Source organism: Paenibacillus aquistagni, assembly GCF_900177815.1.
In the GTDB taxonomy this organism is placed as follows: Bacteria; Bacillota; Bacilli; order Paenibacillales; family Paenibacillaceae; genus Paenibacillus_B; species Paenibacillus_B aquistagni.
Window position 1 is genome coordinate 149520 of sequence record NZ_FXAZ01000008.1, and the last position, 14502, is coordinate 164021.

The 14502-nt window shown below is 50.2% G+C and carries 9 protein-coding genes; 2 read left to right on the top strand and 7 right to left on the bottom strand.

The genetic code is table 11. The annotated features are described in order from the left end of the window. The first annotated feature begins 128 nt into the window (after positions 1-128). Positions 129-719, top strand: a complete 591-nt coding sequence (locus B9Y93_RS21815) for a TetR/AcrR family transcriptional regulator (protein ID WP_085498252.1) — start codon at positions 129-131, stop codon at positions 717-719. A gap of 19 nt (positions 720-738) precedes the next feature. Next, positions 739-1374 carry an HXXEE domain-containing protein gene (locus tag B9Y93_RS21820; RefSeq protein ID WP_085498254.1) on the top strand — a complete coding sequence of 212 codons (636 nt, stop codon included), beginning with the start codon at positions 739-741 and terminating at the stop codon, positions 1372-1374. A gap of 157 nt (positions 1375-1531) precedes the next feature. Here the strand turns inward: B9Y93_RS21820 and B9Y93_RS21825 are convergent, their stop codons facing one another. The 7 genes from B9Y93_RS21825 to fabD all read right to left on the bottom strand — a co-directional run bounded on the left by B9Y93_RS21825 (position 1532) and on the right by fabD (position 14501). Continuing rightward, positions 1532-2929: a glycosyltransferase family 2 protein gene (locus tag B9Y93_RS21825; protein WP_139829205.1), complete on the bottom strand. Its 1398-nt coding sequence runs from the start codon at positions 2927-2929 to the stop codon at positions 1532-1534. A gap of 24 nt (positions 2930-2953) precedes the next feature. Further along, positions 2954-4042: a hypothetical protein gene (locus B9Y93_RS21830; protein WP_085498257.1), complete on the bottom strand. Its 1089-nt coding sequence runs from the start codon at positions 4040-4042 to the stop codon at positions 2954-2956. A 40-nt stretch (positions 4043-4082) separates the two neighbouring features. Continuing rightward, positions 4083-5225 carry a radical SAM/SPASM domain-containing protein gene (locus B9Y93_RS21835; protein ID WP_085498259.1) on the bottom strand — a complete coding sequence of 381 codons (1143 nt, stop codon included), beginning with the start codon at positions 5223-5225 and terminating at the stop codon, positions 4083-4085. A 16-nt stretch (positions 5226-5241) separates the two neighbouring features. Continuing rightward, on the bottom strand, positions 5242-5508 hold the full coding sequence (locus B9Y93_RS21840; protein ID WP_170936643.1) for an acyl carrier protein: 267 nt from the start codon (positions 5506-5508) through the stop codon (positions 5242-5244). Between the two features lie 11 nt (positions 5509-5519). Continuing rightward, the gene (locus B9Y93_RS21845) at positions 5520-9062 is read right to left on the bottom strand and encodes a beta-ketoacyl synthase N-terminal-like domain-containing protein (RefSeq protein ID WP_085498263.1); all 3543 of its coding nucleotides are present in this window, start codon (positions 9060-9062) and stop codon (positions 5520-5522) included. Further along, positions 9055-13143, bottom strand: a complete 4089-nt coding sequence (locus tag B9Y93_RS21850) for a type I polyketide synthase (protein ID WP_139829206.1) — start codon at positions 13141-13143, stop codon at positions 9055-9057. Before B9Y93_RS21850 ends, B9Y93_RS21845 begins: the two co-directional genes overlap by 8 nt. Before the next feature lie 80 nt (positions 13144-13223). Then, a complete protein-coding gene (gene fabD / locus B9Y93_RS21855; RefSeq protein WP_085498266.1) occupies positions 13224-14501 on the bottom strand; it encodes an ACP S-malonyltransferase in 1278 nt (425 codons plus the stop codon). Position 14502 lies beyond the last annotated feature (1 nt).

Sequence of the window (14502 nt, forward strand, 5' to 3'; positions counted from 1 at the left end):
GCACCGCACCTCCCATTGAACAAGTGAGAAAAGGGTGTTATTATTAATCCAAACATTGTTTTAAACGTTGTTTTATTCACCTGTTTAACTTGTAATTCATAATCATTTCCTCGTAAAGGAGAGGTCGCATGACACCATTGGACAAAAATAGCGAAACGAAGAACATGATTCTTGCAACTGCCCTGGATATGGTTAAAAAAGAAGGCTTCGAAAGCATGACCATTCGCAAAATAGCCGCTCGCTCCAACACCAATATTTCTTTAGTCAATTATTATTTTGGATCCAAGGATCAATTGATCAGTGAAGTGATGAAGATCCTGCTGTCTGGGTTCCACGAATGCTTCAAGGTGCTCGAAGATGCTGCCCTGCCACCAAAGGAAAGGCTAAAATCATTTTTGCTTCAATATGCAAGCGTCATACAAGAGCATCCCGAGCTGCTCTCTCGCATCCTTACGATGGGAGATCGATTATTCCCATCTCAATATGAATATGGATCCTTTATGCAAGCAAGCGGCTTCCACCTGATCCATGAAGTGCTGAGAGAAATAACGCACGAACGACAGCCAGAAGCGCTGATGACGATGATGATGCACATCTTCGGAGCTGTGTTTATGCCTATTTTAATGAAGCCTATCCTTGAGACTGGTGCTGGTCTCCATATCGCGCCTTTAGAACAGCAGATTGATATTTTGTTTGAACGCTACTTTCTCAACGACTAACGATAAAGGAGAGACGAACATGAGCAACTTGCGAAAATATTGGCCTGATCTCGGCATGCTGGTCGGGATTGTAACCTTGATCGGTGTATGGATAAATCGGCATCAGCTCTCTGAAATTACTCTTCTGCTCTGGCTTAGCTTTATCGCGATCTTAGTCCATCAATTCGAAGAATATCGCTGGCCAGGCACCTTCCCTGGCTTGTTCAACCGCGTTATCTTTAACAGCAGCGAGCCTGACCGATATCCTCTTAATGCGCAGTCCGCCATGATCATTAATCTTGTGATTGCCTATGTATTTTATCTTCTTCCTGTCTTTTTCCCCGCTGTCATCTGGCTTGCCCTTGGACCGATTCTCATGGGCTTCTTCCAATTCATCTGGCATGGCATTTTTGCCAATCTCAGAGCCAAGACACTGTATAACCCCGGACTATTCGCTGTTATTGCGCTTCATCTTCCCATAGGAGGATGGTACATGCATGACATCGTTACCCAGCATCTTGCCACCTCTTGGGATTGGATGATCGGAATCATCTACTTCGTTATTGCGGTGTATATCCTGATCATTAAAGGGAACACGTGGCTGAAGAATAGCTGCTCGCCATATCCTTTTACTAACAAACAGATGGGTTCTTGGTTCTTATCTCACGAAGACTAGAATGCTAGAATAGATACTTGAACAATGTAAGCTTTGTTTGAGCAGTACACTGGCCTCCGTGCCCTCCCAGTGCCATGGAACACCGCATTGAGGCCTTTTCTTTTACACGATCCATGAAAAAAAGAGCTGCCCGAAGACAGCTCCTAACCATAAGGTGTTAAACGAGTACAGTAACGGCTTTGCCGACCTCAAATACCTTGCAATCCTCGACCTGACGCTCCGTGTGCGGCATCAATTGACTGCGCCCAAAGAGCTGATTCATCTCTTCTAGGCTGTGCCAAGTCCACCCTGCTGTCGTAGCCAAGTAAGATACATAGGTTTCGTTGTACAAAAAGACGACCTTCTTGCTGATGCGGTACAGCTCTTTGAGCATGATGCTGATCAGCGGCTCACTGAACATTCTGAAGTAATCTGTGACGATGATGACATCAAACTGCTTCGAGGGATACAGCGTATCCAAGCCCAGTAAATACACAAATTCTTTGTCCGGCCACTCTTGCTCATAACGATCAAGCAGCCGCTTGTTCTGCAAGAAGACATGTGACACCTCTAACGAGGAAAGCACCGCTCGACTGTCTGCACCGATAACGGCTGAGCGCATTGTTCCTTGCAGGTACTCTTGGTTCAAAAACTGAAGAAGCTTACTGCTGTATGCTGGAATATAATAGTGCATAATCAAGCGATTAAACTTCGACATGATCAGATCAAAATGCAGATCAGCTGAATATGGATAAATCTCCGTATCAAAGGTGCGATGCTTCATATGCATCTTTTTACGGTTCAAATAGCTGGATTTGATCTTCTGATCCATATTGTTATCGGAAGGATGAGGAAGATGCAGCGTGCAAATATCCGCTGTGGCATACATGGAAGCACCATGCTTGTGCAGCTGATAGGCAAAGTCCGTATCTTCTGCTCCCCAGCCCTTCAGTGTCTCATCGAATCCTCCCGCCTTGAGGACGATATCGCGTGATGCCGTCACGGCACCGCCCCATCCCATCGACCATGGAATATCCATGCGATTAAGATCATGATCGACAAGCTCAAAATGCGAGGTGCGCATATCCTCCCAACTCGGATGGTAGCGAAGCTGTTCACAGATGTCCGCTAGATTGGAAGGATGAATGTCCTGAATCATGGTCATATCCTCTTGTTCTGGATCAGCAAAGGCCCCCATCACATAATGAAACAGCACCTTATTCGTCTCATTGCCTATTCGAGCCACGACTCGCTCGATAAAGAACGCAGGAACAACAATTCCACAGTCTAGAAAAACAAGCACCTTACCGCTGCTCTCTTGGATGCCCACATTGCGTGTGCGCGAACGGCAGGAACGCTTGTCCCGCTCCAAGTACAAATACTTTAAATTCGTGATGAGGCCTGCATAATCGTCAATGATGTCCTTAACAGGCTGGGAAGATCCATCGTCTATCACGACGACCTCCATCTTGATGTCAGTATCGATAACCTGATTCGCAATAAAATACAAAGACCGCTCCAACTGCTCCATCTTATTGTATACAGGAATAATGACCGATACGTCCAATTTCTCCACTCCCTCCAGTTACTTTCTCGCCTATTATTGAAGTTCTAGAATGAGCTGCTTGATAAGAGCCTTCTCTGCAGCCATCATATCCTCAAGAGATTTCAATAGCGGCTGTAGTATTTTTCTATTCTCACTCATAAAGCTCTTAAGCATGAGGTTACGCTGGGTATAAGACTGTTTTTCAAGCCGCTCGAATTGTTCAAGAAGCGTCGTTTCTTCCTTGAGGTAGCCATGCTTTTGCAAGTACTGGACTCTGGCCACCATCATCTTTTTATGCTCCCATAGGATATGGAATGGGCGAACATCAAAGTTCTGCACGCCTTCCATCACACGAGTAATAAAGTCTTGGAGCAACGGATAGATCTCTACACCGAAGTAGCCTTCCACAGGCTGCTGCGTCATTCTTAACCGCTTGGTAGAGTTGCGGCCCTCCAAATAATCGTTAAGCACATCAATCATCAGCTTCAAATCAAAATCAAATCTGGCAAGTCCAGCACCATATTTGCTTGTTTCGTAGTCACAGGGCTCCAAGCGCTTGCAGGAGCTGATTAAGGTCTGGGAGGATGATCCCTCGGACAGGTATGCCTGCTCGAATTGCTCGAAGGTTACCTCCTGCGTGGAGAACTGGCGATTTTTATCAAAGATAGCCACATGATAGATTTGCCGATCCAGATCATAGCCATAGATGAAAATATCATGGACAAAATGGTTTTGCTGGTAACAGATCGAGTTATGAATATAATATTCGTCCACATAGGTCACCACATAGAATTCACGTTCAAGCTGGGTAATCAGGTAGCGATGAATATCTACGCCGAGCTGCGAGAGCAGCACCTTATCACAATGCCGATAGATCAGCCAAGGCATATTGCCATAAGCAATCATCAAGTCCGGATAGAAATCAAGCCGGTATTCCTGGAAGTCATTCAAGTAATGTTTTGCGATAAACAGCTGTATATAGCTGGTATGGATCCACGGCTGGGCATACTCAAAGGGCTGGAGTATCCCTAGCACATAGGCATGTCCGAGAAAGCCATAGACTTGCGGCATCTCAAAAGGCAGCTGCACCTTTCTCTTATTCTGATCTGCCAGCACGGAATCCAACTCGACTGTACTTAACATGTAATTGACCCTCCATTCATCTAAGCTGTTCATTGTTCATTTAAAATGATTCTGGATCAGCAAACATCCGTGTGCAGCGATTGCACATCATGAGATTGGTATTTTTGAGATAGTCGCGGAATTGGGTCGCGCGCTCGCCCTCCCACATGTCGGCAAAGCTGTCTTCGTAAATATTGCCGTACTTAAAGTCTGGCAAATCCACACAAGGATAGACATCGCCCGTGCGGCGGATAATCATCTCATGCCAAGGAGCCACACACTTGGAACGGCCAAATACATTTTCAATGTCCGTATAATAATCATGGATGTCAATATAGTGCGACGAATCAATGCCCTCCATCGCCCACAGCTCCTCAAGCTCTTTTTTCAGCAGCTGTGTGTCCATCGGGATAGAATCCTCCACAAAGCCCTGCCATGCAGGAGATACCTCGCAGTCCAAATCATGCTTCATCTGCGCAGCATACGCACGTCCGCGCTCCGGTGTCGTAAATAGAAGCGGTGCCAGGTTGACAGACAAATCACGGCGTCTAGACCATGGATTGCGTGGATCATGCAGAACCACATCTGCATCCTTGAAGCGCTCGCGAAGGGCGCTCATAAACTGCTTAATGCTCAAATAGTTGGATGGCGACAAGACCATCGTGATATTAATGAAAGGAAACATTTTTTTGCGTCTCTTCTTCTCTTCCATCAGCGCTTCGATATTCTCGCAAATCTTCTGGAAGCTTCCTTTGCCGCGAATCGCATCATGGAACTCCTCCGGGCCATCAATGGAGATGTTCATCGCGACGATATTCTGCATAATGAATTCCACACGATTCTTGATCAGAGAGCCGTTCGTCAGCAAATAAATGTTAGCCTTGCGCTTTCTCAGGTGTTCCACCAGCTCCGTAAAATGCTTGTACAGCATCGGCTCTCCGCCAGTAATAATGACACCAAGGTTTTTGTTGACAGCAGTGACGTCATCAAGGAACTTCTTCAACACGTCGATGTCAAGCTGCTCACGGATCGCTCGCTGCGGCTCCTTAAGCGCCCAGCCTGTATCCCCCCATATGTGACAGAAGTTGCAGCGGTAGTTGCACAGCTCTGAAGGAAATAAAGTCAGCTGCTTAATCTCTGGGACAAGGTTCTTCACGTGCTCCTCAAGAGCGACTCCTCCAAGCTTGCCTGCTTTCGTTAACATGATGACATCCCCCCTATTATTGTTCGCCTTGGTTCAAGCTGATGTAGTTCATAATTTGATTGATGGTGCTAAAATTGCGAAAGTCCAAGTCCTCATCGCTCCACGATACGCCAAACTCCATTTCAGTTGCGATAACCAGCTTGATGAACGTCAGAGAATTAATCCCTAGAGAAGACAGATCATCATCTAGTCCGCACTCATCCAGCAAGCTCGGATCATCAACATTATCCTTCAGCAAATCAATGACTCTTTGTCTTAACTCGTCCTTCGTCTCCATTGTCATCTTCATTCCTCCTAATGGTTATGGGTCAGCGTAAATTGAAGCTGGTTGATGAACTCCGATAGAAACTTCTGCTCGGCTACGATCAAGTGCTCTAATCTAGCATGAATCGCTGTGATTCGCTCTTCCTGGTAGATCGGAGCATAGAAGTAGCGAACCATGCCTTTGCGCACGGTCTCCCAATGCTCAACACATGCACGGTGGCAAACAAGGAGCGAACTGTCTGCTCCATACAGATAGAGAAGCCGATATCCCTCTACTTGCTTGGCATTGAGGATCTGGTTTAGGATCTCAATGATCGTATCGATCTGATCACTCAGTGATTTCGCTGTGGAGCTCACTTGCTTAAGCCATGCCACCAGCTGCTGAAGAACTGTCATGCTCTCCTGCAACTGAACACGGTGCTCCAGCTGACGACTGGCAAAGGCGCGACGGAGCGCATCTCGTTCAGGCTGTGCATATCGGGCATTCTCACGATGTATAATTCGGTAATACGCTGGTCGATGCTCTAACTGCTGATACTGCGCTTTGAAGCCTTCACAGGCTTTGTCCATATCCGTGAAGGAGATCGTGCATGGCTTGTAGGAAAGATTCTCCCTGCGATCATGCTCGATAATATGAAAACACTGCTCAGCCAAATCAAAGCCGTAAACCAGCAAGGTATGATCCACATGCTCCTGTTGGTATACATCCTTGCGTGATGGAATTGCGTAAGCGTCCACCCATACAATGACTGGATGGCCTTGGCGCAGGCTTCCAATCAGCTCCTCGATTGTATCCGTGAAGCTGCCTTGTGCTTCAACGTTAAGATTCATTTGATGAAACAACGATTCCTGAGATTCTATCTCTTCGTACCTTATCTCGTAGCCGCCGCTTTCCTCCCCATCCCCCCGATGGTAGAGAATCAGATCATTAAATAGATAAGGAAGAATGCTTCCTCCAAAATGTGCGACGACTGGGAACAAGGAGTTATAAAAACAATTGCGATAGTAGAGATCGTTAAAAGGCTCAATATTAGACAACATAAATAATGTAGAGGTTGAGGGATTGTCGCACTCCCTTGCCTCGATGCCCACTGGCGCTTCATGCAGCTCTGAAGCAGCTGCAGTCTGGGCCAATGCTGTCTGCTCGCGATGATTGGACTCCTTGGAGAACGAAGCATGAGCTGTCGATTGAATATCCACCTCCTTCCGAGGAGATTCAATACCTTCACCTGGCAGCTGCTCTAGATAAGCGGCAGCCTCGCGAATCGTAGGGTATCGATACATCAGCTCAGAATCCAAGGAGATGCCTGCCTTCTCCAATTCCACCTCCATGCGAATGACTAGAATAGAATTGCCCCCAAGCTCGAAAAAGTCGTCATCGATGCTAAGCTCGTTTACCCCAAGCAATTCTTCCCATCGCTTAGCCAGCTGCCATTCAATAGCTGTATAGCTTCCATCATGTCGTCCTGACAGCTGCGGCAGGCGTGACGCTGCAGATCCGGCTCCTGCAGACAGTGGATGTCGTACAGCACCTGCTCCATCCACTGCATTGACGCTCAAGCTTGGCGCTGCAGCATGAACGGAAGTTTCTGCCGACAGCTCAATCCAGCAGCGCGAGGGCTCAAAGGCATATACGGGAAGATGAAGCTTCGAGCAGGACCTCCCTTCATATAACGCATCCCAATTTACGACTCCCCCATGAATAGCCTGCTTGGCAAGCTCCTCCAGCACAGATCGATTCATCCTTTGCTCTGCGCCAGTACCCCGTAGGATAAGCGCCGCCATCGCTTGGCTGCGAGCCTTCAATTCCTCAGCTGTCCACTCGCCATTCTGTCTGGCCTCTTTTCTAGCACTGACTACGCGATGCTCGTCATAATAGATGCCTTGCTTCTCATACGAAGCGAAGCCATGATCCATCACCCACTGCAATTGATCGAGGAAGCCTGCGGTGCTGTCTGCAATGATGGCCAAGCGGCAGCCATACTGTCCTCTTCCTGTATTGACGGTATAGCTCAAATCAAGAAAATCTGCCTGAAGAAGCCGACTTCTCTCCTTCGCATAACGCATAACAAGCCGCTCAAGCGATGCTCTCGTCTTCGCTGATAACAAGAGCAGTTGGGGTTCGCTGGCCCCGACGTCTTCAAATGTGCGCTGTGCCGACTTCACCTCCAGCTCGTCAGGTGCTTCTTCCAGCACGATATGGCAGTTCGTGCCGCTGAAGCCGAACGAGCTGACACCGCATCTGCGCGGCTGCTCTGCCTCCGTAAGCCACGGCTCCAGACGATCCGAGACATATAGCGGTGATTGCTCAAAAGCAATATTGCGATTCGGCCTTGTAAAATGAAGCGTTGGCGGCAGCTGCTTATACTTAAGCGCTGCAATCGCCTTGGCAAGTCCGGCAACGCCAGATGCGGCGTCGAGATGCCCAATATTCGTTTTCACAGAGCCGATGGCACAGAACTGCCGCCTTGTTGTGTAACGTCGAAAGGCGCGTTTGATCCCATCCGCTTCAATAGGATCGCCGAGCTTCGTTCCTGTGCCATGCGCCTCGATGTAGCCAATCGTCTCGGGATGAATGCCCGCATCCTCCCACGCTTGACTGAGAAGCAGTTCCTGCGAGGCGGCATTCGGGGCTGTAAGCCCGACTGATGTGCCGTCCTGATTGGCCGCACTGCCTCGAATAACTGCATGAATCGGATCACGATCCTTAAGCGCTTGTCTTAGCGGCTTGAGCAGCAGGGCTACCGTCCCTTCCCCCCATACCGTGCCGTCAGAGCCGTCGTCAAACGCGCTTGTTTTCTGATTCGTCGATTCGATGCCAATCTCAAACAGACCGTCCACTGGCATCAGGCATACCTTAACCCCACCGGTTATCGCCATCTCGCACTCCTTGTTGCGAAGCGCCATGCAGGCGGTATGGACCGCAACCAATGAGGAAGAGCAGGCCGTATCGACTAATAATGCGGGTCCTTGCAAATCGAGCAAATACGCAATTCGTCCTGCAATGATGGATGGCGTGTTCCCCGTGCTTGCCATTGGAATCTGGGAAGGCTGATTTTTCGTTATATACTGGCCATAGACCGGCCAATCTGCATACCCGAGATAGATGCCCGTTTTGCTGCCTTGAATTCGGCTGCCCCCATAACCCGCATCTTCAATCGCTTCCCATGCCGCTTGCAGAAACAAGCGCTGATTCGGGTCCATCAAAGCCGCTTCCTTCGGCGACAGGTTGAAGAAGGCATAATCGAACTCGTCAATTCCCTTCATAAAGCCGCCATGACTGAAGCGAATCTCTTCATCGCGAAGCGGAGTGAAGCTGCGTATGAACCCTAAGCTGTCCTGCTGCCTAGCCTCGGGCAGCAGTCCGATGCAATCTCGCCCATGCGCAAGATTGTCCCAGAATTGCTTCAGGTTGTTTGCTCCCGGCATCCGCAAGGATAGTCCAATAATCGCAATATCCTTGTCGCTTGCATGACGCTGCTGTTTCAAAGCTCGAAGCAGCTGCACCGCTACCTGCTCGTCCATTCGGCCTGCGGCCACATGCTCAAATATTTGACCTGCTACGTTATCCATGAGCCACCTCCAGCTTGCGATAGCGATCGACTGCCTCTTCGATAGACCATTCACCCTGCTTGATTCGATCGAATATCGTTAGCATAGATTCGCTAAATTCATCTTCAGCCTTGTCCGATATAAGGCTCTTCTGAGCGTGAAGGGTTCCTACAAGATCGTGCAGATGGCTGGTTAATCGTGCGATCGTCGGATAAGAGAACAGATCTGCAATGGAGATGAGATCCGGGAATGCTTGTTCCAAATGCTCCTGGACTCTTGTGATGAGTATGGAATCCCCGCCGATCTCGAAGAAATTGGCGTTAGCATCAATCTCCTCGTAGCCGAGCACCCATTTCCAAGCCTCCGTGACGACTTGCTCAATTTCCTCCCAAGCGTGCGGAATAAGAAGTTGCCCACTACTCGCTTCGCTTGAATGGACATCCAATTGATGCTCCTTCAACGTTCCAAGGGAATTACGCGACATGCTCGGTTCCTGTGCTTTTCCCAAGGCAAGCTCTCTTGCCAGCTGCAGCTGTTGAGATAAGCGGAATGGGAGCTTATCTTGAAGAGCAAATAAATGGCTCCCCCAATTCCAGAACCCAACATATGCTTGTTGGGATCGGCAATAGGATTGCAGCAGCTCCTGAAAGGCTCTAATCCCTTGATGTTCTGGCATGAAGCAGAACATCTCCTTCGATTCCGCGGAATCCGAAGCTTGAGTCTCCTCATGTATCCAAGCTGGCCAATTGATGACCAAGGTCTTCATGCCGGCACGATTCCGATAAGCGCTATAGGCATCCAAGTAGGCATTGCCTGCCGTATAAGGCCCTGATCCAACTCCGCCAACTAACGTAATCGCTGACGAGAACAGAACAAAGAAATCCGGTTCATCTTGTCTTGTGAACTGATCAAGCAAAAACGTGCCTGTCGTCTTTGCGGCAATTACGCCTTGCAGTTCCTCTCTCGTCAAGCGACTAATCAGATTGCCTTCAGATACCCCTGCCGCATGCACTACTCCTGCAATTCGCCCGTGCTGTCGACGCAAGTCCTCCAGTGCCTGACGAAGCTGAGCCGGGTTCGCAGTATCCGCCTGAATCCAATCGACATGCGCACCTTGCCGCTCCATGCGGAGCACAGCGCGAATCGCACGCTTTAGCTTCTCATCTTGGCTTGCTTGTGCGAGCTCCGCCCATTGCCCTCTTGCTGGAGGCTGTGATCTGCCAAGCAGCGCAAGCCGCACCGGCCCGCCCGCTTCATTGGCAAGCTGTTCTGCCATGAGCAGTCCAATATTCCCTGCTCCGCCCGTAATGACATACACACCTGCATTCGCTTCTTTGGATGAAGAATCGGATGCTGGCTGCTGATGCTGGCGCTCGTCTTGCACCTCTATCGCAAGTGGCTCCACCCGCTCGACATAGCGTTTCCCTTGACGATAAGCGACCACGAACTCCTTCGATGGCGATTGAAGCTCATTTACGATCGCTTCAGACAAGTCCGTATTCTCGTCAAGATCAATCCAGCGCAGCTTCAAGCTCGGACATTCCCACACCAGCGCCTTGCTTAGTCCAATGGCTGCGCTGTGCTCAGGCAGAACGCGCGCTTGATCCGCAACGACTTCAGCGGCATAGGCAGAAAGCATCGTTAATGAGATCGCCGCTATATGGCGTTCTGCATGATGCGTTATCGCTTGAGCCAGCCGATACATCTGGTAGACTGTCTCATTCAGCCGCTGCTCATGCTCATCAATGCTGGCAGACTCGTCTGTCCAAGCTGTCAGCCGGGTGAGATCAATGATCTGCAGTTCGCGGTATTGAGCCTTGCTCGTCAGCTCTGCAAGCAGCTGCTCATACTGGCTGACATCGTCGCCAACCTGATAAGCTTGCTCGCTTAGCTGCTCGTAGCGCTCTCCTACAATGGCTTCAAACACCTCCGCACCAGCTTCAACGAAGCGATCGATCAAGCGTCGATCTGCCAACCGATCGCGATGCAGCAATAGATAGACTTTCTCCTCGAAGACAGAATCGGAGCCGCTGATTAAAGATTCTGGACTCCACAAACGCTGATGGTAAAAATGCTTGTGCCCAGCCGCCGAAAGTGATGTCTCCCCTTCAAGCTTCTGCACTCCTCCCGAATCGCAGCCTCCACTGATACGAGATGACTCTCCCGGGCTCTTCATAACAGCAGCTGACATTCCCGCATTCACCTGCTTCAACTTCACCCAGCAGCGATGACGGTCAAAAGGATACGTCGGGAAACTGACTCTTCTTCTTCGTTCCTGCTTGTACAGCCGCTCCCCATTTATGTGCACACCCTTGGCAAAAAGCCGAGCAAGCTCTTCCCAGTTCGCATGATCTGGCCGATCAGACTGTAAGCATCTGTCGATCACAGTCTCAACTTCTGCTTGCAGCCTATCATGCTCCTGGTTGAGAGCATGGCTGTCGCTCACATAAAGGCCGCCATGCTCACCTATGTCGCCTTCATCTTGGTCCCATGCAGCATGCGAGCTTTTAAGGCGTTGAAGCTTGTCCACCACTTCTTGCACCTGCTGTGCGATTAACGCCAGACGGTAACGGTAATGTCCGCGCCCCGTGCATAAGGTATAACATAAGTCGCCAAGATCAAGCTCAGGATGAGCGAGCAGCTCGTCCAGACTCGCATCGACGTATGACATGAGCGATGACTTCGACTGAGCAGATAGTGTAAATAAATGATATCTGCTCTCTTTGCTTGCAGATACTGTCCTCGGAGTGGGTGCCTCCTCCACAATGATATGGCAATTGGTGCCGCTGATGCCGAAGGAGCTGACACCGCTGCGGCGCGGATGGCTTCCCGCCTCCCATTCCTGCAGTCGGTTGTTCACATAGACAGGAGATTCGGCAAAGTTAACGACTCGGTTCGGACGATCAAAGTGAAGCGTTGGGTAAAGGCGCTTATGCTTAACGGATAACACGGCCTTCAGCAAGCCAGCAATTCCCGCTGTATTGTCCAGATGGCCAATACTGCTCTTAAGTGCCCCTATAGCACAGAATTGGCGCTTGTCAGTGAAGCGGCGGAAGGCTCGCTCCAACCCTTCGATCTCAATCGGGTCCCCTAACTTTGTGCCTGTTCCATGCGTCTCGATATATCCGATTGATTCCGGATCAATGCCAGCACGCTTCCAAGCATCGGCTAGTACAGCCTCTTGCGCTTGAGCATTAGGCGCCGTAATGCCGACAGAGCCCCCATCCTGATTGACGGAGCTGCCCTTAATGACGGCATAGATATTGTCGCGGGCCTCAAGCGCTTGATCGAGCGGCTTCAGCATCATCACGACAACGCCTTCCCCAGTGCCTGTGCCATCTGCTTGGTCATCGAAGGTGCGTGCGCGAGCGGTGGAGGATTCAATGCCGACCTCGTATTCTCTTACTGGAACGAGATGCAGCTGAATACCTCCGACGATAGCAGCGTCGCACTCGCCATTGCGCATCGCTTGGCAGGCCAGATGAACGGCGACTAGCGAGGAGGAGCAAGTTGTATCAACGAGCAGACTCGGTCCTCTCAAGTCCATTAGATAAGAGAGGCGACTCGCAATAATAGGCCTTACGTTGCCTCCCATGGACATCGAGATGGCATCTGGCTCTACCTCGCGGATCAGCTTCAAGTAATCGGCATCCGAGCCATACCCTATATAGACACCGGTTCTACTGCCGTTAAGCGTGCCTCCTCCGTAGCCCGCATCCTCGATGGCACGCCAGGCTGTCTCCAGAAAGAGCCGTTGATTCGGGTCCATAAGACTCGCTTCACGCGGCGACAGCTTGAAAAAGGAGTAATCAAACTTATCAATCTCATTCAGATACGCCGCTTCGCCATAGACCACGGAATCTAGATCGGTACCGATGTGCTTGAAGTATAAATCCGTATCCTGCTTGCGAGCATGAGGAAGCGGACGAATGCAATCCCTGCCTGAGCGAAGATTGTGTTCAAATTGTTCGACCGTATCAGCAAGCGGAAGCTTAACCGCCACTCCGATGATGGCAATATCTTGATTCGATGTACGATCGAAGGCAACATCCTCCAGCTCAGCAGCAGGCCTCCGGTTTAATTTTATGGACTGAAAATCCACCCCGATCACCTCCACACATATTCAAGCTTGTCTTCTCTATATGGTTTGGAGAGAACTGAACGTCATTGGGCCGCAGCTTCTTAATGGCTCTCCTGCTGCAAAAGAGAAGAGAACAGCTCCGTGGTGCCCGTTAATCTCAGAATCTCTGCAAAACGCTCCTGCTGTTCCTGTTCAGGGACCCTCTTCGTCACAAACATCTGCCGCAAATGCTCCAGCGCCTCCTGCATCTGCTCTTTTGTCGGCTCTTCTCCTGACTCATCCAGCTGCTGCTGCAAATGCTGAACCTGACGGTAAGGGGCAACAAAGCCTCGCTCATATTCCTCCAGGTCCCAGTTGCGATTGCGCGTGCATACCGCTGCTGCGAGGCATCGGGTAACCACATTGTTTGTCCGTCGGCGCTTTGCTTCATCTTTTATCTCGCCTGCCAGCTCTTCTTTAAGTTGTCCCCGCTCCAACGTCTTCTCATAGGGATAACAGGTGATACTCTTCGCATCCGTCCTTACGAATTGGGTCAGTACCTGCTTTGGCCCTAATTCAGCTGCCACAGCCACTCCCGCAGCCAGCAGCTCCCTCATCGTCAGGTCCCAACGGACAGGGGCAGTCAGCTGCTTGGTAAGATACGGTACGATCTGTTCGAGAGATTCATAGGGCTTGCCCGTCACATTGGACAGCACCGGCCATCTGAATGGGTGGTAGGTGCAAGCAGCCAACTCCTCCTCAAATCGAGCAGCTGCGTCCTGCATGAGTGGACTATGGAACGGTGCGCTCACCTTTAGAAATGCAATACGCGCTCCTCCTTGCTCCAACTGCTTGGCAGCAGCTTCAACAGCCTCCCGATGGCCGGAGATGACAAGCTGAGTGGATGAGTTGTAGTTGGAGATAACGACAGAACGGTTCATATCAGCCGATACGTTTAGACAGGTTCGTTCAACCTGCTCAGGCTGGCTGCCCATAATGGCACACATAGCGCCAAGACCCTCCGCTGCCGCCTCCTGCATAAGCTGTCCGCGTCTTCGAACGAGCCTAAGCGCATCTGCAAAAGGGATCGCCCCTGCACTGGTCAGCGCAGAAAACTCACCTAAGCTGTGTCCGGCCAAGCAAATCGGTTCCACGCCAATGTCATCCATGTAAGCATGAAAAAGCGCTGTACTGACAGCGAGCAGCGCTGGCTGAGCGTTCTCCGTTCGGGTCAGCTCCTCCGTGCTGCCTTGAAAGATCAACTGCTGAAGATCCAGACCTAGAACTTCACTCGCCTCCGCGAATAATTCCCTTGCTGCCGCCGATTCATCGAGCAGTTCCTTGCCCATTCCAATATATTGAGAGCCTTGACCAGGAAATAATAACGCCAGCTTTCTCATG

Coding starts and splice junctions, on each gene's coding strand:
- B9Y93_RS21840 (WP_170936643.1), bottom strand. CDS start 5,508: ATGACAATGGAGACGAAGGACGAGTTAAGACAAAGAGTCATTGATTTG.
- fabD (WP_085498266.1), bottom strand. CDS start 14,501: ATGAGAAAGCTGGCGTTATTATTTCCTGGTCAAGGCTCTCAATATATT.
- B9Y93_RS21820 (WP_085498254.1), top strand. CDS start 739: ATGAGCAACTTGCGAAAATATTGGCCTGATCTCGGCATGCTGGTCGGG.
- B9Y93_RS21830 (WP_085498257.1), bottom strand. CDS start 4,042: ATGTTAAGTACAGTCGAGTTGGATTCCGTGCTGGCAGATCAGAATAAG.
- B9Y93_RS21845 (WP_085498263.1), bottom strand. CDS start 9,062: ATGGATAACGTAGCAGGTCAAATATTTGAGCATGTGGCCGCAGGCCGA.
- B9Y93_RS21815 (WP_085498252.1), top strand. CDS start 129: ATGACACCATTGGACAAAAATAGCGAAACGAAGAACATGATTCTTGCA.
- B9Y93_RS21835 (WP_085498259.1), bottom strand. CDS start 5,225: ATGTTAACGAAAGCAGGCAAGCTTGGAGGAGTCGCTCTTGAGGAGCAC.